Origin of the sequence: Nonomuraea sp. NPDC049152, assembly GCF_040648355.1 — a bacterium.
In the GTDB taxonomy this organism is placed as follows: domain Bacteria; phylum Actinomycetota; class Actinomycetes; order Streptosporangiales; family Streptosporangiaceae; genus Nonomuraea.
Map to the genome: position 1 here is coordinate 157,005 of NZ_JBEZDO010000009.1, position 20,137 is coordinate 177,141.

18 protein-coding genes are annotated in these 20,137 nt (G+C 70.5%); 10 read left to right on the top strand and 8 right to left on the bottom strand.

Annotated elements, in window-relative coordinates; translation table 11 throughout:
* Positions 1-10: 10 nt before the first annotated feature.
* Entirely contained in the window at positions 11-826 is an 816-nt protein-coding gene (locus AB0B45_RS18760; RefSeq protein WP_358131982.1) for a LuxR C-terminal-related transcriptional regulator, read from the bottom strand.
* Positions 827-910: 84 nt separating this feature from the next.
* Here AB0B45_RS18760 and AB0B45_RS18765 point away from each other — a divergent pair, with 84 nt between their 5' ends.
* Positions 911-2,494 carry an AMP-binding protein gene (locus AB0B45_RS18765; protein ID WP_358131983.1) on the top strand — a complete coding sequence of 528 codons (1,584 nt, stop codon included), beginning with the start codon at positions 911-913 and terminating at the stop codon, positions 2,492-2,494.
* Here the strand turns inward: AB0B45_RS18765 and AB0B45_RS18770 are convergent.
* Positions 2,442-3,836, bottom strand: a complete 1,395-nt coding sequence (locus AB0B45_RS18770) for a hypothetical protein (RefSeq protein WP_358131985.1) — start codon at positions 3,834-3,836, stop codon at positions 2,442-2,444. The two genes, AB0B45_RS18765 and AB0B45_RS18770, sit on opposite strands and share 53 nt — an antisense overlap.
* Before the next feature lie 99 nt (positions 3,837-3,935).
* Between AB0B45_RS18770 and AB0B45_RS18775 the strand changes: the two genes are divergently transcribed.
* The 4 genes from AB0B45_RS18775 to AB0B45_RS18790 are packed head-to-tail and all read left to right on the top strand — an operon-like array spanning position 3,936 to position 7,861.
* Positions 3,936-4,592 (top strand): response regulator transcription factor, encoded by a 657-nt coding sequence (locus AB0B45_RS18775; protein ID WP_358131987.1) that lies wholly within the window; start codon positions 3,936-3,938, stop codon positions 4,590-4,592.
* Positions 4,589-5,734 (top strand): HAMP domain-containing sensor histidine kinase, encoded by a 1,146-nt coding sequence (locus tag AB0B45_RS18780; protein ID WP_358131989.1) that lies wholly within the window; start codon positions 4,589-4,591, stop codon positions 5,732-5,734. The genes AB0B45_RS18775 and AB0B45_RS18780 overlap by 4 nt, the downstream gene beginning before the upstream one ends.
* A 55-nt stretch (positions 5,735-5,789) precedes the next feature.
* Entirely contained in the window at positions 5,790-7,097 is a 1,308-nt protein-coding gene (locus AB0B45_RS18785) for an AarF/ABC1/UbiB kinase family protein (RefSeq protein WP_358131990.1), read from the top strand.
* A gap of 32 nt (positions 7,098-7,129) precedes the next feature.
* Positions 7,130-7,861, top strand: a complete 732-nt coding sequence (locus AB0B45_RS18790) for a sulfite exporter TauE/SafE family protein (RefSeq protein ID WP_358131991.1) — start codon at positions 7,130-7,132, stop codon at positions 7,859-7,861.
* A 125-nt stretch (positions 7,862-7,986) separates the two neighbouring features.
* Here the strand turns inward: AB0B45_RS18790 and AB0B45_RS18795 are convergent, their stop codons facing one another.
* The 5 genes from AB0B45_RS18795 to AB0B45_RS18815 all read right to left on the bottom strand — a co-directional run bounded on the left by AB0B45_RS18795 (position 7,987) and on the right by AB0B45_RS18815 (position 13,167).
* Entirely contained in the window at positions 7,987-9,474 is a 1,488-nt protein-coding gene (locus tag AB0B45_RS18795; RefSeq protein WP_358131992.1) for a M1 family metallopeptidase, read from the bottom strand.
* Between the two features lie 65 nt (positions 9,475-9,539).
* Positions 9,540-10,226, bottom strand: coding sequence for a type 1 glutamine amidotransferase (locus tag AB0B45_RS18800; protein ID WP_358131994.1), 687 nt, complete (start codon positions 10,224-10,226; stop codon positions 9,540-9,542).
* Positions 10,227-10,238: 12 nt separating this feature from the next.
* On the bottom strand, positions 10,239-10,811 hold the full coding sequence (locus tag AB0B45_RS18805; protein WP_358131995.1) for a hypothetical protein: 573 nt from the start codon (positions 10,809-10,811) through the stop codon (positions 10,239-10,241).
* An 18-nt stretch (positions 10,812-10,829) separates the two neighbouring features.
* The gene (locus tag AB0B45_RS18810; RefSeq protein ID WP_358131997.1) at positions 10,830-11,831 is read right to left on the bottom strand and encodes a LacI family DNA-binding transcriptional regulator; all 1,002 of its coding nucleotides are present in this window, start codon (positions 11,829-11,831) and stop codon (positions 10,830-10,832) included.
* On the bottom strand, positions 11,824-13,167 hold the full coding sequence (locus AB0B45_RS18815; protein WP_358131999.1) for a rhamnulokinase family protein: 1,344 nt from the start codon (positions 13,165-13,167) through the stop codon (positions 11,824-11,826). Before AB0B45_RS18815 ends, AB0B45_RS18810 begins: the two co-directional genes overlap by 8 nt.
* Before the next feature lie 99 nt (positions 13,168-13,266).
* Here AB0B45_RS18815 and rhaI point away from each other — a divergent pair, with 99 nt between their 5' ends.
* The 5 genes from rhaI to AB0B45_RS18840 all read left to right on the top strand — a co-directional run bounded on the left by rhaI (position 13,267) and on the right by AB0B45_RS18840 (position 18,918).
* Positions 13,267-14,412 (top strand): L-rhamnose isomerase, encoded by a 1,146-nt coding sequence (rhaI, locus tag AB0B45_RS18820; RefSeq protein ID WP_358132001.1) that lies wholly within the window; start codon positions 13,267-13,269, stop codon positions 14,410-14,412.
* Between the two features lie 59 nt (positions 14,413-14,471).
* Positions 14,472-16,535 carry a bifunctional aldolase/short-chain dehydrogenase gene (locus AB0B45_RS18825; RefSeq protein WP_358132003.1) on the top strand — a complete coding sequence of 688 codons (2,064 nt, stop codon included), beginning with the start codon at positions 14,472-14,474 and terminating at the stop codon, positions 16,533-16,535.
* Positions 16,536-16,879: 344 nt separating this feature from the next.
* Positions 16,880-17,767, top strand: coding sequence for a superoxide dismutase (locus AB0B45_RS18830; protein ID WP_358132005.1), 888 nt, complete (start codon positions 16,880-16,882; stop codon positions 17,765-17,767).
* A 152-nt stretch (positions 17,768-17,919) separates the two neighbouring features.
* On the top strand, positions 17,920-18,396 hold the full coding sequence (locus AB0B45_RS18835; protein WP_358132007.1) for a nucleoside deaminase: 477 nt from the start codon (positions 17,920-17,922) through the stop codon (positions 18,394-18,396).
* A 12-nt stretch (positions 18,397-18,408) separates the two neighbouring features.
* Positions 18,409-18,918 (top strand): pyridoxamine 5'-phosphate oxidase family protein, encoded by a 510-nt coding sequence (locus tag AB0B45_RS18840; protein WP_358132009.1) that lies wholly within the window; start codon positions 18,409-18,411, stop codon positions 18,916-18,918.
* 119 nt (positions 18,919-19,037) lie between these two features.
* Here AB0B45_RS18840 and AB0B45_RS18845 read toward each other — a convergent pair whose 3' ends face one another.
* Complete coding sequence (locus tag AB0B45_RS18845; protein WP_358132011.1) at positions 19,038-19,931, bottom strand: NAD(P)-dependent oxidoreductase; 894 nt, start codon at positions 19,929-19,931, stop codon at positions 19,038-19,040.
* Positions 19,932-20,137: the final 206 nt, after the last annotated feature.

Consider the following 20,137-nt stretch of genomic DNA (forward strand, 5'->3'; position numbering starts at 1 on the left):
CATGCCAGAACTACGGCAGGAGCCCCAGCCTGCGGGCGGCGACGACCGTTTCGTGCCTGTTGTGGGTGCCGAGCTTGCGCATCGCCCCGCGCAGGTAGCTCTTGACCGTCTCGGGCAGCAGCCCGAGCCGCCGGGCGATCTCGGCGTTGCCGCAGCCGAGCCCCACCCACGCCAGCACGTCGAGCTCGCGCGGCGACAGCCGTACGGGGGGAGGGGCGGCCCGCTGGCCGGCTCCTGACAGCCGCGCGCAGACCGACAGCAGCCGCTCGCGCAGCTCGGGCTCGGCGACCTCCTGCGCGATCGCGCGCAGTTCGGCGTTGGCTTCGCGCAGGTCCTCCTGGCCCGGCGCCGCGCCCGCGCGTTCGGCCAGGGCCAGCCGCCTGCTCACCTCGTCGCGTACGGCCAGCTCGGTCGCCAGCTGGCCGCCCACCCGCATGGCGGCGACCAGCACCCTGTCGCCGAAGGGCAGCGGCTCCCTGATCGCGCCGTAGAGCACCGCCCGTACCACGGAGTTCACGACGACGGGCACGGCCAGCACCGAGCGCAGCGACTCGGCCAGGACGGGCCTGTCGTACTCGTGGGTGATGTCGGTCGCCGTCGCGTAGTCGCCGACCGCCGCCGGCTTGGCCAGCGTGAGCACCTTGCCGCCGAGCCCGGCGCCCGCGTTCACGGCGAGGCCGTGCAGCGCGTTCGTACGCGTGCCGCGCAGCTGCGACATCCTGATGTGGCGCCGATCTCCGACCGTCCCGCCGAAGGCCACCTGCACGCCCGCCGAGCGCTGCAATCTGCTGAGCGCCTGCTGGAGCGCGTCCACCTGCTCGAGCATGCCCTGATCCAACCACCGGCGCCCCCGTCGTACCACCCCTGTTCGGGGGTGGTACGGCCGGCGGCGCGGTCGCAGACTTCAAGCATGCAGTCCTACTCCAGCGCCGTCGCGGACACGCCGCTGCTCGGCGAGACGATCGGGCAGAACCTCGAGCGGACGGTCAGCCGCTTCGGGGACAGGGAGGCGCTCGTCGACGTGCCGACGGGCAGGCGGTGGACCTACACCGAGCTCAACGAGCAGGTGGACGGCCTGGCCAGGTCACTGCTGGCCAGGGGGATCGCCAAGGGCGACAGGGTGGGCATCTGGGCCCCCAACTGCGCCGAGTGGGTGTTCACGCAGTACGCCACGGCGAAGATCGGCGCGATCCTCGTCAACGTCAACCCCGCCTACCGAAGCCACGAGCTGGAGTACGTCGTCAGGCAGTCGGGCATGCGCCTGCTGATCAGCGCCGTGTCGCACAAGACCAGCGACTACCGGAAGATGATCGAGGAGATCGACTTCGACGAGGTCGCCTATCTCGGCGAGGACAGCTGGGACGCGCTGCTGGCCGAGCGGACCCCCGCCGAGCGCCTCGCGGCGGTCGAGCTGTCGGCCGACGACCCCATCAACATCCAGTACACCTCGGGCACGACGGGCTTCCCCAAGGGCGCGACGCTGTCGCACCACAACATCCTCAACAACGGCTACCTCGTCGGCGAGCTGATCCACTACACCGAGCACGACCGGGTGTGCCTGCCGGTGCCGTTCTACCACTGCTTCGGCATGGTGATGGGCAACCTCGGCGCCGCCTCCCACGGCGCGTGCGTGGTCATCCCCGCCGCGGGCTTCGACCCCGAGGCCACCCTGCGCGCCGTCGAGCGGGAGCGCTGCACCAGCCTGTATGGCGTGCCGACGATGTTCATCGCCGAGCTCGCGCTGGCCGGCGGGTTCGACCTGTCCAGCCTGCGCACCGGCATCATGGCCGGCTCGCCGTGCCCGGTCGAGGTCATGAAGCGCGTCGTGAGTGAGATGCACATGACCGAGGTCGCCATCTGCTACGGCATGACCGAGACCTCCCCCGTCTCCACCATGACCAGGGTCGACGACGGCCTGGAGCGCCGCACGGAGACGGTCGGCAGGGTGATGCCGCACGTCGAGGTCAAGATCGTGCACCCGGAGACCGGCCTGACCGTCCCGAGGGGCGAGCCGGGCGAGCTGTGCACCCGCGGCTACTCGGTGATGCTCGGCTACTGGGAGGAGCCGGGCAAGACGGCCGAGGCGATCGACTCGGCCAGGTGGATGCACACCGGCGACCTGGCGACCATGGACGACGACGGGTACGTCAACGTGGTGGGCCGCATCAAGGACATGGTGATCAGGGGAGGCGAGAACGTCTATCCCCGCGAGATCGAGGAGTTCCTCTACCGTCACCCCGACATCGCCGACGTCCAGGTCATCGGCGTCCCTGACGATAAGTACGGCGAGGAGTTGATGGCCTGGGTCGTCATGCGCGAGGGAGCGGACCCACTGACGGCCGAGGCGGTCAGGGAGTTCTGCGGGCGAGAGATCGCCCACTACAAGATCCCGCGCTACGTCCACGTCGTCGACTCCTTCCCGATGACCGTCACCGGCAAGATCAGGAAGGTCGAGATGCGCGAGCGCGCGATCGACCTGCTCGAACTGCGGTGACCATGCCGTGCAGCCCCATGGCGGCGGCGAGGCAGGCCAGGGGAATGGCGGGCAGCACGTAGCGGTGGTCGAAGTCGAGCGCCGCGATGGGCCCGACCAGCAGGAACATCGACATCGCCCACGGCAGCAGCGCGGCCCTGCGCCACAGCGCCGCGCTCACGCCGCCCGCCAGCAGGATCACCCCGAACAGCGTGCCGTGCAGGAACCACGGATAGCGGTAGCCGGCCAGGATCGTGCCGAACGGCTCGACGGAGGCCATGCCCCGGACGCCGTCGTACTCGGACCGTATCTTCTGGACCAGGGGGAACTGCCACGGCAGGTCCCACGACCCCTTCGGGAACGACAGCGCGGGCGACATCCGCTTGGGATGGGCGACCGGTGTCCAGGTGAAGGCCAGCGAGGTGTCCCCGACGACCTCGCTCAGGTACTCCAGCGGCTGGGCGAGGATGACCTTGGTCGCGAACGACCTGGCCAGGTCGTTGTTGGCGAACCTGCCGCCCGGCAGCCGGTTGAGCGAGGCGCCCGCCGCCCAGACGTACTCCGAGGCGGCGTCGACCACGGTGCCGTTCGGGCAGAGCTTCGCCTCCTCGGGGGTCAGCTCGACGCGTGCGCAGTCGGCGAACGTCATCGTCCTGGCCCACAGCGACACCCCGTCGGCGCCGGAGAGCGCGACACGGCCGTTGTGCTGCTGGTACCAGCCCGCGTAGGCGGCCACTGGGAGCGCTCCCGCGAGGGCCAGGGCGGCGACGGGACGCCAGCCGGCCCGCCGTACCAGGAGATAGAGGAGGGCGAGGCCGAGCAGCGGGACGGCCGCCGTGCGGGTGAGCCCCGCAAGTGCCAGCAGCAGGCCCGCGGCGGCGCCCGACCAGATGGAGACGCGCCACATGAGCAGCGTGAGCGCCGCGATGATCAGGAAGTACACCTGCAGGTCCGACAGGATCGCGTGCTCCAGGCGGATGAAGGCGGGGTCGAACAGCACCGGGAGGGTGGCGAGCGTGGCCGCCCAGCCCGGCACCGACCACCGGCGCAGCAGCAGGTAGATCATGACGCCGACGCCCAGTCCCATGAGGTGCTGGATGCCCGCCACCACCCTCACGTCGGAGAACGGCCACAGGAACCACGAGTACCCGGCGGGGTGGAAGGCCCCGCCGGGACGAAGGTGGAGCGCGGTGTCGAGGTAGGTGAAGGAGTCGTACCAGTACAGCTGAGCCGTGGTGTAGCCGATCATCACCAGCGCCCGCAACCCCGCTGCCGCGGCGAGCACGATGCCGAACAGGAGATGGCCCGACCGCCGGCTCGGGATGAGCGAGGGCAGGGCGGGCCTGACGATTGTCGCGGTCATCCGGCCAGTCCATTGATCAACCGCTAACCTGAGCGTCACCAAAAGTGGTTATGTCCGCGTTATGTGCATCCGGAGATCATCGGGGGAATGGAGGCGCGGGTGCGGGTGCTGATTGCCGAGGATGAGCGCATGCTCGCCGACTCGATCGCCGAGGGCCTGAGGGGCGAGGCCCTGGCAGTGGACGTCGCCTATGACGGGGGGGCGGCGCTGGAACGGCTGGGCGTGCACGACTACGACGTGCTCGTCCTCGACAGGGACCTGCCGGTCGTGCACGGCGACGAGGTGTGCGGGAAGGTGGTCGAGCAGGGCCTGATGGTCAGGGTCCTCATGCTGACCGCCGCCTCCGACGTGCGTGCGCGCGTGGCGGGGCTGTCGCTGGGGGCCGACGACTACCTGCCCAAGCCGTTCGCGTTCGAGGAACTGGTCGCCAGGATCCACGCGCTGGGCCGCAGGGCCAGACCGGCCGATCCGCCGATGCTGGAGCGGGCGGGGGTCAGGCTCGACTGGCCGCACCGGCAGGTCTTCCGCGGGGGCCGCTACGTGCCGCTGGCCCGCAAGGAGTTCGGCGTGCTGGCCGAGCTGCTGCGCGCCAGGGGCGCGGTGGTCTCGGCCGAGACGCTGCTGGAGAAGGTGTGGGACGAGCACATCGACCCGTTCACCAACACGGTCAGGACGACGATGACCAAGCTGCGCAGGAAGCTCGGCGAGCCACAGATCATCGAGACGGTCCCAGGATCGGGGTACCGCATTCCATGAGCATCCGCCTGCGGTTCGGCCTGGCCTGCGGCGGAGTTGCCCTCCTCATCGGCGCGCTGGCGCTGGCCGGTCTCTACCTGGTGGTACGGCAGACGCTCGAGCCCCGCAGCGGTCTGATGACGCCGGAGTTCATCGACACGAGGAACGGCCGCTACGACAAGGGGACCCGCGGCTACGCGATCGCCTTGGAGAGAGCGGCCACCGTCCGCCGGATCTACCAGCGCGATGCCCTGGCCAACGTGCGCGAATACGGCGCGCTCATCGTGCTCGGCGGCGCCGGAGCGGCGCTCGGCCTGGGCTACGGGGTCGCGGGCTGGGCGCTGCGCCCGCTCAGGTCGGTGACCCAGACGGCCAGGCGGGTGGCGCAGAGCCACGACCTCACGGGACGCATCGCCTACGAGGGATCGAGCGACGAGCTGAAGGAGCTGGCCGGCATCTTCGACACCATGCTCGGCAGACTCGCCCGCTCCTTCGACGGGCAGCGCCGCTTCGTCGCCAACGCCTCGCACGAGCTGCGCACCCCGTTGACGATCAACAGGACGCTGGTGGACGTGGCGGTGCGGCGGCCCGAGGCGACCGACGACGTCAAACGGCTCGGCGAGTCGCTGCTGCTGGTCAACGCCAGGCACGAACGGCTCATCGACGGCCTCCTGGCGCTCGCCGAGGGCGAGAACAGCGTGCTGGACCGGCGGCCCTTCGACCTCACCGACGTGGCCGAGCACGTCCTCGACGCGGTCGCGAGCGAGGCCGCCGAGCGGGAGGTCACCATCCACCGCCTCCTCGACGCGGCGCCGACGGCGGGGGAGGCCGTGCTGGTGGAGCGGCTGGTGCAGAACCTCGTGGAGAACGCCGTCAGGCACAACCACGCCAAGGGGGAGGTGTGGGTGACGACGCGGCAGCGGGCCGAGCAGGTCGAGCTGGTCGTGGCCAACACGGGGTTGCAGGTCCCGACGTACGAGATCGAGGCCATCTTCGAGCCGTTCAGGCGGCTGCACGGCGACAGGCTCCGCTCCGACAGGGGCAGCGGCCTCGGCCTGTCGATCGTCCGGGTCATCGCCGAGGCGCACCACGGCACGGTCACCGCCCGCCCCCGCGAGGAGGGCGGGCTGACGATCACCGTCGAGCTCCCCATCGAGCAATGAGGCATGTGGCCACCATCACGTTGCCTTATTAGAAAACAGTCCAAAAAATGATGCTATGGCCGACCTTCCCCGTCTGGCGGTGACGCGAACCGCCAAGCTCGCCACGCTCCCCCTCGGCTACGCGGGCCGTACGGCGCTGGGCCTTGGAAAGCGTGCGCTCGGCAAGCCCGCCGAGCTGATCGCGACCGAGGTGCAACTGCGCACCGCCGAGCAGATCTTCAAGGTGCTCGGCGAGCTCAAGGGCGGCGCCATGAAGATGGGGCAGCTGCTGTCGGTACTGGAGTCTGCCCTGCCGCCGGCGATCGTCGAGCCGTACCGGGCGGCGCTCACCAAGCTGCAGGACTCCGCCCCTCCCATGCCCTCGGCCACCGTGCACAGGGTGCTCGCGCGGGACTTCGGTGACGGCTGGCGCGAGTACTTCGCCTCCTTCGACGACGTCCCCGCCGCCTCGGCCTCGATCGGGCAGGTGCACAGGGCGGTGTGGGCCGACGGCAGGAGGGTCGCGGTCAAGGTGCAGTACCCCGGCGCGGCCAAGGCGCTGCGCACCGACCTCAGGCAGGTCGGCAGGGTCGCCAAGCTGTTCGGCGTGCTGCTCCCAGGACTCGACGTGAAGGCGTTCGTCAACGAGCTCCAGGAGCGGGTCGAGGAGGAGCTCGACTACGGCCTGGAGGCGGAGGCGTGGCACGCCTTCGCCGAGGAGTACGCCGACGACCCCAACTTCGTGATCCCGCCCGTGGTCGCCGCCTCCGAGCACGTGATCGTCACCGAGTGGCTGGACGGCGTGCCGCTGTCCAGGGTGATCGAGGACGGCACGCAGGAGGCGCGCGACAGGGCGGCGCTGCTGCTGGTGCGCTTCTCCTTCTCCTCGCCCACCCGCTGCGGCCTGCTGCACGGCGATCCGCATCCGGGCAACTTCAAGGTCACCGAGGACGGGCGGCTCGGCGTGCTCGACTTCGGCGCCGTCAAGCGGCTGCCCGGCGGGCACCCCGCGGCTATCGGGCCGCTGCTGCGCTGCGGCGCGGCCGGCGACATCGAGGGCGTGGCCGAGGTGTTCAGGGGGGAAGGCGTGATCCGCGAGGGCGTCGAGATCGACATGGACGCCCTGGCCGCGTTCGTCGCGCCGTACGCCGAGCCGATCACCGCGCACGAGTTCGCCTTCACCCGCGACTGGATGCGCGAGCGCGGCCTGTACATGTTCAGCGACGGGTCGAGCATCTTCCGCATGCTCAACGTGCCGCCCGACTACGTGGTGAGCTTCCGCGTGCTCACCGCGGGCTACGGCATCCTGTCGCAGCTGGCCGCCAGGGCCCGTTTCAGGGCCGAGGCCGAGCGCTGGATCCCCGGCTTCGCCGACCCGGCCTGAGCGACATTTCCGGTAAGTCTTAGCATGTCGTGATGCTCGAAGTCCTCGGCCTGTTCACGGCCGGCGTCGTGGCCGGACTGGTCAGCACCGTGGTCAGCCTGGCCTCGATCGTCTCCTACCCCGCACTGCTCGCCTTCGGCCTGAGCCCGCTGGCCGCCAACGTCACCAACACCGTCGCCCTGGTCTTCACCGGCATCGGCGCGGCGGCGGGGTCGAGGCCCGAACTCAAGGGGCAGGGCCCGCTCGTGCTGCGCCTGGGCTGGATCACCGCCCTCGGCGGCGCGGCGGGCGCGCTGCTCCTGCTGATCACGCCCTCACGGACGTTCGAGATGATCGCGCCCTTCCTGATCGCGATCGCCTCCGTGCTGCTCATCCGGCCGCCGGGTATCCGGCCGGGCGGCAATCACAGCAGGCTCATGCGGGTCGCGCTGTTCGCGGTCGCCGTCTATGTCGGCTACTTCGGCGCCGCGGGCGGGATCCTCATGTTCGCCGTGCTCACCGCCATCATGGACCAGGCCCCCGCCAGAGTGAACGCGGTCAAGAACGTCGTCTCGGGACTGGCCAACTTCGTGGCCGCGGCCGGGTTCGCGCTGTTCGGCCCCGTGGAGTGGTGGGCGGTCGCGCCGCTGGCCGCCGGGTTCCTCATCGGCGGCCGGCTCGGCCCCTCCATCGCCCGCCGCCTTCCCGGCCGATCGCTGCGCTACCTGGCCGCGGCCTGCGGGCTGGCGGTGGCCGTCAAGCTCGGCGTCGACGCGCTCTCCTGACGCGCGGGCTCCCGTGGTGGGCGCGCACGGCCCGCCGAAAGTGGCCGGCCGCCGCAGGGCGCGTCGCGGAAGGCGGAGCTCATGGGAGCCGGTAGGGCACGTGTGCCGTACCGGCTCCACGGGGTTTACGACTGGTGCTGCCTCAGCAGCTCATGCACCTTCTTGATCTTTTCCACCGACGGCGGCGCGACCGCCGCGGCCCTGGTCTTGGCGGCGACCGCCGCGCCGGTCGGCGAGGTGGCGGGCTTGCCCGGCGTGAACAGCCAGGTGTCGAACAGCGCGTCCAGCTGCTTGCCCGAGATCCGCTCGGCCAGCGCGACGAACTCGGCGGTCTCGGCGTTGCCGTGCGCCTTGTTGCGCACCCACGACCTGACGATGGAGAAGAACGCCGCGTCGCCGACCTCGGTGCGCAGCGCCTGCAGCGCCATGCCGCCGCGGTAGTAGGTGGCGTTGTGGAAGAGATCGGCCACGCCCGGATCGCCCGGCTTGACCTGCCAGAACGGGTCTTCGGCAGGAAGGTCGTTGTAGAAGAAGTCGGCCACCTCGGCGGCCGTGCCCTCGCCCAGCTTCTCCGACCACATCCACTCGGCGTAGGTGGCGAAGCCCTCGTTGAGCCAGATGTGCTTCCAGTCCTTCACCGCGATGCTGTCGCCGAACCACTGGTGGGCGTTCTCGTGCACGACCACGTAGGTGTCGGGGCCGCGGGAGAAGAAGCGCGGGTCGTAGACCGGCTGCGTCTGCGTCTCCAGCGCGAACCCGGGCAGCGCGCTGGTGACCGAGCCGCCCATCGAGTGGAACGGGTAGCGGCCGACCTGGCTCGCCAGCCAGTCGACGATCTGCGGCGTCTGCTCCACCGACGTCTTGGCCGCCGCGTCGTACTGGCCGAGGTTCTTGCTGTAGGAGGTGGTGACGGGCAGCCCCGACGACGAGCGCCCGGTGCGCACGTCGAGCTGGCCGATGAACATCGTGGCCAGGTAGGTGGCCATCGGCTTGTCCATCACCCACGTGGAGGTCGTCTGGCCGTGGGAGGTGCGCTCCTTGACCTTGATGCCGTTGCTGACGGCCTGCGTGCCGTCGGGCACGGTGATCGAGATGTCGTAGGTCGCCTTGTCGAGCGGGTGGTCGTTGCTGGGGAACCACCACCACGCCACCTGCGGCTGGCCCAGCGCGAGCGCGCCGTCGGCGGTGGCGATCCATGGGGTGAAGCCGCCCGTCTCGTCGGGCACCGGCACCTTGGAGGGAGTGTCGGCGTAGGTCACCTCCACCACGAACGGGCTGCCGCTGACCAGCTTGCGCGCGGGAGTGATCTCCAGCTCGTGCAGGCCGGACCTGGCGAAGGTGGCCGGCCTGCCGTTGACCTTGACGCTGTCGACCTTGAGCAGGAAGTCGAGGTTGAAGCGGGTCAGGTGCTGGGTGGCCGTGGCCCGGATCGTGGTCTTGCCGCGCAGCAGATCCGTGCCGGGCTGGTAGGACAGGTTCAGGCTGTAGTGCCTGGCGTCGTAGCCGCCGTTGCCGTGGTTGGGGAAGTAAGAGTCTCCGATGCCCGGAGCCCCTGGGCCCTTCTCGGTGGCGGCCGCGGGAGTGGCGAGGAAGAGCGCCGCGGCCGTGCTCATGGCGATGAGGGTGCGTGATCGGATTGATCGCATCATCGCAAATTAACCGAGGGCCGCGACCTCGTCTACGACATTCGGGTCACCGCGGCGAATCGGTGGGAAACCCCCCGCCAGACGGTGATGGCGGCAGGCTCGTCGAGCAACGCCTCCCTGTGCAGCCGCTCCAGGTCGAAGCCCCTGTCGTCCCACTCCAGGATCCGCTCGGGCGCCACCTCGGGATGGAACTGCACGCCCCACGCCGCCGGGCCCACCCTGAAGGCCTGGTAGGGGCAGGCCTCCGTCTGCGCCAGCCAGGCGGCGTCCTCCGGCAGCCCGACGACCGCGTCCTTGTGGTGCTCGATCGCCGTGACGACCTCGGGCAGCCCGTGGAAGAGCGGGTCGTCACCCGTCTCGGGACGCAGGGTGATCGGGACGCTGCCGTTCTCCGGCTCGCCCGCGTCGGCCTTCACCAGGCCGCCCGCGACCTCGGAGAGCATCTGACCGCCCAGGCAGATCCCCAGGTACGGCCGGGCATCGTCGATCGCCTGGCGTACCAGCTCCCTGGTCGCGGGCAGCCACGGCGCCCTGGCGTCGTCGGAGGGCAGGTAGCCGCCGCCCAGCACGAGCAGCGCCCGGTCGCCCAGGCGCTCGGGCACCTCGGCCCCCTCGAAGGCCCGCACGACCTCCAGCCCGAGACCGTCCTCGGCCAGCCAGTCGCCCACCCTCCTGGGGCCTCCACTGGCGGCGTTCTGCACGATCAGGACTTCACGCATCGTAGGCCTCTCTCAGCGCGACAGGGGTCGGGTCTGGTCGTCGTCGCCCTGGTCGGGCGGCTGGTAGGGAGTGAAGGCCGACGGATAGGACGGCGGCTGCTGGGGTGGCGGGCCGTACGGGGAGGAGGGCGAGGGGTGCTGCGGCGAGCCGTATGGGGAGGAGGGTGAGGGGTTCCGCGGTCTGGCCGCACGCCAGCGCGACGGGAAGGCGGAGGCGGTCAGCAGCAGCACGCCGAGCATGAACAGCAGGCCGGACGGGCCGATGGTGTCGAAGCCCACCCGCAGCGTCGACGGAAGCAGGTCCAGCAGCTTGGCCGGATACAGCTCGATGACGAGCATCCCCAGGCCGGCGAGCGTGTAGGTGAGGCCCGCCAGCAGGGAGGCGATGGGGGACAGGCGCGAGCCCGCGACGAATCCGAGCACGATCGCGCAGGCCGCGAGAGCCAGCGCTCCCGGCCATGGCGTGACGTACATCCTGAACGCGAAAGAGGTCTCGCCCACGCCGTAGGTCAGGGCGACGGCCAGCAAAGGGGTCAGGAGCAGTCCAGCGACCACTCCGAGGACATGGCGGACAGCGTTGGACATGATGGGCAGTCTAGAACGTCACCGGCTGGACTCCCTGACGACCAGCTCGGGTTGGAACATGATCTGCTGATGGGCGTGCGTGTCGGGGTTGTCGCACTCGTCCATCAGCAACTCGGTGGCGACCCTGCCGAGCTGGTAGGTCGGCTGCCTGATCGAGCTGAGCGACACCGTGGACGCGGCGGCGAAGTCGATGTCGTCGTAGCCGATCAGCGACACCTGCTCGGGCACCCGCACACCGGCCTGCAGCAGACCGCGCAGCAGGCCGAGCGCGAGCAGGTCGTTGGCGCAGAAGACCGCGTCGGGCAGGTCGCCCAGCAGCTGCTCTGCGGCCTGCTGCCCGGCCTTCGCGTTCATCGCCGGCATCTCCACCACGCGCAGCTCGGCGGGGTCGCGCCCGGCGGCGGCAAGGGCTCGCTCGACCCCCTCGCGCCGCTCCCTGCACTGCCTCATCGCCGCCGGGCCCGCGACGTAGACCAGCCGCTCGGCGCCGCCCTCCAGCAGGTGGGTGGCCGCCATCGAGCCGCCCACCACGTCGTTGACCGACACGGCGCACTGGTCGGGCCGCTCTGCCGGATGGTCGACGAGCACCACGTTGATGCCGCGTGAGCGCAGCCGTTCGAGCCGGCGCGAGTCGTCGTCGGACGGTGTGATGAGGACGCCGCGCACCCGCTGCTCGGCGAAGACCAGCAGGTTGCGCTCCTCCTTCGACCTGCTGCCCGAGGAGTTGCCGAGGATCACGGCGTAGCCGCGCTCGCTGGCCAGGTCCTCGACTCCCGCGGCGACGTCGGTGAAGAACGGGTTGCCGATGTCGATCACCGACAGGCCGATCGTGCGGCTGTGACCAGCCCTCAACGTCGAGGCCGAACCGTGGCGCACGAAGCCCAGCTCGCGGATCACCTGCTCGACCCTGCTGCGCGTGGAGCCCGCGACCTTCTCGGGGCGGTTGAGGACGTTCGACACCGTGCCGGGCGACACTCCGGCCCTGGCGGCGACCTCCTTGATGCTGACCGTCTCAGCCAAGCCCGCCTCCAGGGTGGTAGGTGCGCAGCGGCTGGCTGCGCCGTACTAGCTCGCGCGGTTCGGTCGCCAGCCCCAGAGCGCGGGCCTGCACCAGCACGTTGCCCAAGGCCGCCGCCTCCACCGGGCCCGCGACCACAGGCAGGCCCGTTGCGTCGGCCGTCAGCTGGCACAGCAGCGCGTTGCGGGCGCCGCCTCCGACGATGTGCACGACCTCGATCTCCCGTCCGCTCAGCCGCGCGGCGTCGCTGACGGCTCTCCGATAGGCGAGGGCGAGGCTTTCCAGGATGCATCGTACGGCCTGCGCCCTGCTCGCAGGCGAGGGCTGTCCCGTGCGCGCGCAGTAGGCGGCGATGCGGGCGGGCATGTCGCCCGGCGGCAGGAAGCTCGGGTCGTCGGGATCGATCGCCGTCCGGCACGGCTCGGCCAGCGCGGCCGCCCGCAGCAGGCCGTCCAGGTCGCTCTCCCCCCATGCGCGCATGCACTCCTGCAGGATCCACAGGCCCATGACGTTGCGCAGGTAGCGGATGGTGCCGTCGGCGCCCGCCTCGTTGGTGAAGTTGGCGGCCAAGCTGTCGCCGGTCAGCACCGGCTCGTCCAGTTCGACGCCGACCAGCGACCAGGTGCCGCAGGAGATGTAGGCGAAGGCGGGGCTCCGCGCGGGCACGGCGACGACGGCGGAGGCGGTGTCGTGGGAGGCGACCCGCGTGACCACGCTGTCGTGCCCGACGTCCACGGTCAGCGGGCCGACGACGGTCCCCGGCGACGATATCTCCGGAAATATGCGCATAGGCAGGCCTAGGTCGGCGATCAGCGGCCGCGCCCAGTCCCTGCCCCTGACGTCGAACAGGCCGGTCGTGGAGGCGTTGGTCAGCTCGGCGCCCTTGACCCCCGTCAGCCAGTAGGTCAGCAGGTCGGGGATCATCAGCAGCGTCTCCGCGTGGTCGAGGCGGCTCTCGAGCAGCTGGTAGAGCGTGTTGAACGGCAGGAACTGCAGGCCGTTCACCTGGTAGCCGTCGAGGTCGAGCCGCTCGGTGTAGCGGGCGGTGCGCGCGTCCCTGTAGTGGACGGGATTGCCGATGAGGGCGCCCTGGCCGTCGAGCAGGCCATAGTCGACGGCCCACGAGTCCACGCCGATCGAGTCGACCTCGCCCGCCTTCCGCAGCCCTTCGAGCATGTCCTGGTAGAGGGCGAGGATGTCCCAGTGGAAGGTGCCCGCGACAGTGACGGGGCGGTTCGGGAAGCGGTGCACCTCGACGAGCTCCACCCGGTCGGCCGTGACCTCGGCGCGCATGACCCGGCCACTGGAGGCGCCGAGATCGACAGCTGTGAATCGCATGGTGTGATTAAAACGTACAAACCTCTCTACTGGAACTCACGTTGACGTATCGGTTCTGGTCGGCCTAGGTTGCGTTAAAACGTTTCGGTTTGGAGTCTCATGGTCAAGGACCTGCTCAGGCGGCAGCACATCGAGACGCCCTCATGGGCGTACGGCAACTCCGGCACCAGGTTCAAGGTGTTCGCCCAGCAGGGGGTGCCGCGCGACCCCTACGAGAAGCTGGCCGACGCCGCCCAGGTGCACGCCTTCACCGGCATCGCGCCGACCGTGGCGCTGCACATCCCCTGGGACAGGGTCGACTCCTACGAGGACCTCGCCCGCCACGCCCGCGCGCTCGGCGTCGGCATCGGGGCGATCAACTCCAACGTGTTCCAGGACGACGACTACAAGCTCGGCAGCGTCACCCACCCCGACCAGGCCGTCCGCCGCAAAGCCCTCGACCACCTGCTCCACTGCGTCGACATCATGGACGCCACCGGGTCCGCCACGCTCAAGCTGTGGTTCTCCGACGGCACCAACTACCCGGGCCAGGACGACATCCGCGCGCGCCAGGACCGGCTGGCCTTCGCGCTGGAACGGGTCTACGAGCGGCTGGGGGAAGGGCAGCGGTTCCTGCTGGAGTACAAACTGTTCGAGCCCGCCTTCTACGTCACCGACGTGCCCGACTGGGGCACCGCCTACGCCCACTGCCTCAGACTGGGCGACAAGGCGCAGGTCGTCGTCGACACGGGACACCACGCCCCCGGCACGAACATCGAGTTCATCGTGGCGTTCCTGCTGCGGGAGGGGAAACTGGGCGGGTTCGACTTCAACTCCCGCTTCTACGCCGACGACGACCTGATGGTCGGGGCGGCCGATCCGTTCCAGCTGTTCCGCATCATGTTCGAGGTGATCTGCGGCGGCGGGTACGGCCCGCAGGTCGCGTTCATGCTCGACCAGTGCCACAACATCGAACCCAAGATCCCGGGGCAGATCCGGTCGGTCATGAACGTGCAGGAGGCCACGGCGAAGGCGCTGCTCGTGGATCGGGACGCGCTTGCCGCCGCGCAGCGGGAGGGAGACGTCCTCGGCGCGAACGCGGTCCTGATGGACGCGTACAACACCGACGTACGGCCGCTGCTGGGGGAGTTGCGGGCGGAGATGGGCCTCGACCCTGACCCGATGGCGGCATACGCGAGGTCCGGCTACTTCGAGAAGATCGCCGCCGAACGAGCCGGAGGCACCCAGTCCGGCTGGGGCGCCTGACCCCGCGCCCACCCCGTTCAAGCACCCATCGCCACGCACACACCCAAAGGGAGAGACCGATGACGGTTACCGAGCTGCTCGACCGGGCCCGCGCCCTCGGCTCGGACCCGCGCAACACCAACTTCGCGGGCGGCAACGCCTCAGCCAAGGGCGTGCGGCGCGACCCCGTGACCGGCGGCGACGTCGAGCTCATGTGGGTGAAGGGCTCCGGCGGCGACCTCGGCACCCTCACCGAAGCCGGCCTCGCCGTCCTCCGCCTGGACCGGCTCCGCGCGCTCGTCGACGTCTACCCCGGCGTCGAACGCGAGGACGAGATGGTCGCCGCCTTCGACTTCTGCCTGCACGGCAAGGGCGGCGCCGCGCCGTCCATCGACACCGCCATGCACGGCCTGGTGGACGCGGCACACGTCGACCACCTCCACCCCGACTCCGGCATCGCCCTCGCCACCGCCGCCGAAGGGGCCGAGCTGACCGCGCGGATCTTCGGTGACCGGGTGCTGTGGGTCCCATGGCGGCGACCTGGCTTCCAGCTCGGCCTCGACATCGCCGCGCTGAAGGACGCCAACCCGCAGGCCATCGGTTGCGTCCTCGGCGGCCACGGCATCACCGCATGGGGCGAGACGAGCGAGGAGTGCCAGGCGAACTCCCTGGAGATCATCCGCGCCGCCCAGCAGTACATCGACGAGCACGGCAAGCCTGAGCCCTTCGGCCCCGTGATCCACCCCCCGCTCCCCGGCGCCGAGCGCAGGGAACGCGCCTCCGCCCTCTTCCCGCTGGTTCGCGGCCTGTGCTCGACCGACGCCCGCCAGGTCGGCCACTACACCGACAGTCCCGAGGTCCTGGACTTCCTCTCCCGCGCCGACCACCCTCGCCTGGCCGCCCTTGGCACGTCCTGCCCCGACCACTTCCTGCGCACCAAGGTCTCGCCTCTGGTCCTGGACCTCCCGCCGAACGCCCCCGTGGACGAGGTGGCCGCCCGCTTACGCATCCTGCATACCGAATACCGCACCCAGTATGCCGCCTACTACCAACGGCATGCCGTACCCACCTCACCCCCGATGCGCGGCGCCGACCCGGCGATCGTGCTGATCCCCGGCGTCGGCATGTTCTCCTTCGGCAAGGACAAGCAGACCGCCCGGGTCGCGGGCGAGTTCTACGTCAACGCCATCAACGTGATGCGCGGCGCCGAGGCCGTCTCCACCTACGCGCCGATCCCCGAGTCGGAGAAGTTCCGCATCGAGTACTGGGAACTCGAGGAGGCCAAACTCCGCCGCCTCCCCAAGCCCGAACCACTGGCCGGACGCATCGCGCTGGTCACCGGTGGCGGCTCCGGCATCGGCGCCGCCACCGCCCGCCGCCTCGCCACCGAGGGCGCCTGCGTCGTCATCGCCGACCGCGACCTCACCGCCGCCCAGAGAATCGTCACAGAAATCGACAACGGATCCCCTCACCCACCCGCCGCCGGGCGTGGTCACCGGTCCTCGGACGTGGCCGTTGCCGTGGGCGTCGATGTCACCTCGGAGGAGCAGGTCTTCGAGTCCGTACGGCAGGCGGTGCTCGCCTTCGGCGGTGTCGACCTGGTCGTGAACAACGCGGGCCTGTCCCTGTCGCGCTCCCTCCTCGAGACCACCCTCGACGACTGGGACCTCCAGCACGACGTCATGGCCAGAGGCTCGTTCCTGGTGTCACGTGAGGCCGCCAGGGTGCTCCTCCTGCAGGACATGGGAGGCGACATCATCTACATCTCCTCCAAGAACGCCGTCTTCGCCGGGCCGAACAACGTCGCGTACGGGGCGGCCAAGGCGGACCAGGCACACCAGGTAAGGCTGCTGGCGGCCGAACTCGGGCCGCACGGCATCCGCGTCAACGGGATCAACCCCGACGGCGTGGTCAGGGGCTCGGGCCTCTTCGCCTCGGGATGGGGGGCGAACCGGGCGGCGGTGTACGGGGTGGAGGAGGACAAGCTCGGCGAGTTCTACGCGCAGCGGACGTTGCTGAAGCGGGAGGTCCTTCCCGAGCACATCGCGGCGGCGGTGTTCGCCCTGACCGGAGGGGACCTGTCGCTCACCACTGGTCTGCACATCCCCGTCGACGCGGGCGTGGCCGCCGCCTTCCTCCGCTGACCCGGGCCACGGGACGCACGAGGCTTCACGAGACCCTGGAGGCCGGCATCGGGTCCCCGAAGCGGGCCGGCAGGCGAAATCCGACCGGGTCCCGGACCCCCAGGGTCCCGTCAGGAAACGGGATGGAAGGTCGCCCGAGGTTCCCGGGGTTCTGGGGGCATCAGCGCGGGGGGTGGTGTTGCGCGGGTGCCTCGGCTCGCAGTGCTCGGAAGGTGGAGGTGTCGGGCGGGGGAGGGGGTTGAGAGTGGGGGACTTGCCAGAGTCCTCGTTGTCTTCGCGAACTCCCCTGGGACGCGGCGGTTTGGGCCTTTTGCCGTGCCGTACCCAAAGGAATCGTGACGGGCATGAGAGCAGCGATCCTGATGACAACCGTTTGCGCCCTCCTCCTCGCCACCCCCGCCCAAGCCGCCACCCGACCCGACACCATCGCCCTGCCCAACGGGTTCCAGCCCGAGGGCATCGCGATCGGCCCACGCCACGCGGCCTACTTCGGCTCCCGCGCCACCGGCGACATCTACCAGGCCGATCTGCGCACCGGCGAAGGCCGCCTGATCAGCAAGGGGCCGGGTACGGCGTCGCTCGGAATCAAGATCGACCATAGGGGACGGTTGTTCGTGGCGGGCGGTCTCGGGGGCGACGCCCGCGTGGTCGACTCGCGTACGGGCACGGTGCTCAAGTCGTACCCGCTCGCCGCCACGCCCTCGCTCGTCAACGACGTGTTCCTCGCCAAGGGCGCGGCCTGGTTCACGGACTCGACCAACCCCGTCCTCTACAAGGTCCCGGCCGACCTGCGCGGCGACGTGACCAAGCTCCCCCTGACGGGCGCCATCCAGTACCAGACCGGGATCAACGCCAACGGCATCACCACCACCCCCGACCGCCGTTCTCTCCTGATCGTGCAGTCCAACACCGGCAAGCTGTTCAAGGTGAACGAGAACACGGGCGCGACGACCGAGGTCGACCTGGGTGGCGAGTCGGTGGTCAACGGCGACGGCCTGCTGCTGGAAGGGCGGACGCTCTACGTGGTCCAGAACCGGATCAACACCCTGGCCGTCGTACGGCTGGCCGCCGACGGCTCCAAGGGGCGCGTCGTCAAGCGGATCACCGACCCGCGCTTCGACATCCCCGCCACGGTGGCACGCGACGGCGACCGCCTCTACCTGCCCAACGCCCGCTTCTCCACCCCGCCCACCCCCGACACCACCTACTCGGCGGTGGCGGTGCGCTCGTAGGGCCCGCCGAACGGCGCAGTCTGACGGTGGGGGCAGGTCGTCGGTGGTCGCAGGGCCGGGCTCACCCGGATGGTGGTGGTCTGCTCGTGGAGGTCGCCGAACGGCACGGTCTGGCGGCAGCGGTCGGCGGGCCGTCCACCTAGCATGGCCGCGTGAACGAGATCGACTTGTGGCACCTGCGCCGTTGCGTGGAGCTGGCCGCCGAGGCGCTGGAGGCGGGTGACGACCCGTTCGGCTCGGTGCTGGTCGCCGCGGACGGCACCGTCCTGGCCGAGGACCGTAACCGCGAGGTCTCGGAGTCCGACCCCACCCGCCATCCCGAGATCGACCTGGCCAAGTGGGCGGCGGCGAACCTGCCCGTCGAGCAGCGGGCCGGCACGACGCTCTACACCTCGGGCGAGCACTGCCCGATGTGCTCGGCCGCGCACGGCTGGGTGGGGCTGGGCCGGATCGTCTACGCCGCCTCCTCCGCCCAGTTCGCCCAGTGGCGGGCCGAACTCGGCCTGCCCGACTCGCCGGTCAGCGCGCTGCCGATCCGGCAGGTCGTCCCCGGCATCACGGTGGAGGGCCCCGCCGCCGAACTGGAGGAGGAAGTGCGTGCCCTTGTGCGCCGCTCCGCACGGAGGTGATATGCCGGAGACATGGCAGACAGAGAGCCCGTGACCGAGCTCGACGCCCGGTTCAGCAGCGACAAGGCCACCCCGACGAGCTGGCGGGAGGCGCGCGACATCCTGGAGGGCGCGGAGATCTACTGGCTGACGACGGTACGGCAGGACGGCAGCCCGCACGTCACCCCGCTGATCGGGATCTGGCAGGACGGCGCGCTGCACTTCTGCACCGGGCCGGTCGAGCAGAAGGCCAAGAACCTGGCGAGCGACGCCCGGTGCGTGCTGACCACCGGCGCCAACTCCTTGACGAAGGGGGTGGACGTGGTGGTCGAGGGCCGGGCGGTGCTCGTGGAGGACGAGGCCAGGCTCGGTCGCCTGGCGGAGGCGTACGAGGCGAAGTACGGCCCTGACTGGCACTTCGACGTCGAGGACGGAGCCTTCGCCCACGAGGGTGGCAGGGCGCTGGTGTTCACGGTCGCGCCCGAGCGGGCGTTCGGGTTCGCCAAGGAAGGCGAGTACGGCCAGACCCGCTGGCTGTTCTGACCGCCACGCCCGTCAACCGGGGCCCGATCGCTTGGATCGCAAGGTGTGACTGAACGGCGCCTTCATCGCCGCCCTGGGTCCAGGCCGCCGAGATCGCCCTTCGTCAGCCAGGAACTGGGTCAGGAGGCCCCAGCGAGGGCGGGGAAACCCGTCCGCCACGTGGGCCAGTCAGGCGCCCAGCCGAGCGCTCGGGCCTTCGCGTTGCAAGCCCCGCGCTCCCACCCCTCCCGCCCCACCGAAGCGTCGGCCGAGGCGCCTGCCGAGAGTCCCGCTGAAAGCCCCGCCGTCACCTCCGGCGCCGGTTCGCCGAGTGCGGACGCCAGCACGGGCACCCACTCCCGCGCCGGTGCGGGCTCGTCGTCGACGACGTTCACGACCCCGTCGGGCCAGTCGAGCGCCAGCAGCGCCGCCACCGCCGCGTCCGCCACGTGCACGAACGAGCTGACCGCCGCCCCCGCCGTCAACTGCCCGGCCCGGAGCTGGCCGGCCGCCCACGCGCCGGGGAAGTACCAGGTCCCAGGCCCGTACAGCAGGCCGTATCGGAGCACGACGTGCCGTTCGAACTCCGCCGCCGCCGACTCCAGCGCCATCGCGGGCCCGACCAGCCCCTCGCGGGCCAGGTCCAGTGGCTCGTCCTCCGTCGCGGGCGCCTCACCCGCCGCGTAGACCCACGAGATCGACTGGGCGACGATCCGTCCGGCGCCGGCCTTCAGCGACCCGTCGACCAGGTTGCGGGTTCCCTCGCGCCTGATCCGCGCGTTCTGGTCGAACCGCCGCTCGCCCAGCGCGGTCAGCTGGTGGATCACCGCTTCGGGCCGGGTCGCGGCGAGCGCGCGAAGGGTGGACGCACGGTCGAAGACGTCCAGCCGCACGGCATCGGCCCCCGCGGCCCTGATCGCGGCGACGCCCGCGTCCGACCGCGAGCTGCCGACCACGTCGTGCCCGGCGTTCAGCAGCAACGGCACCAGCAGGCGGCCGATGGCGCCGTTGGCCCCTGCGAGGAGAACCCGCATGCGACTCAACCCCTCTTCGCTCCCTTGCCGGCACCTCTGACGAAGTGGCGCTGGAACGCCACGAAGATGACGGCGACAGGGATCGTAGCGAGGAGCGCCACCCCCGGTTTCAGCGGGTACGGCGTGCAGGCGCAGGAGCGAGCCGCTGACCAGGTCGCCAGGCCACAGGGAAGCGATTACCCTGAGTAACATCTGGACCGCTCTGG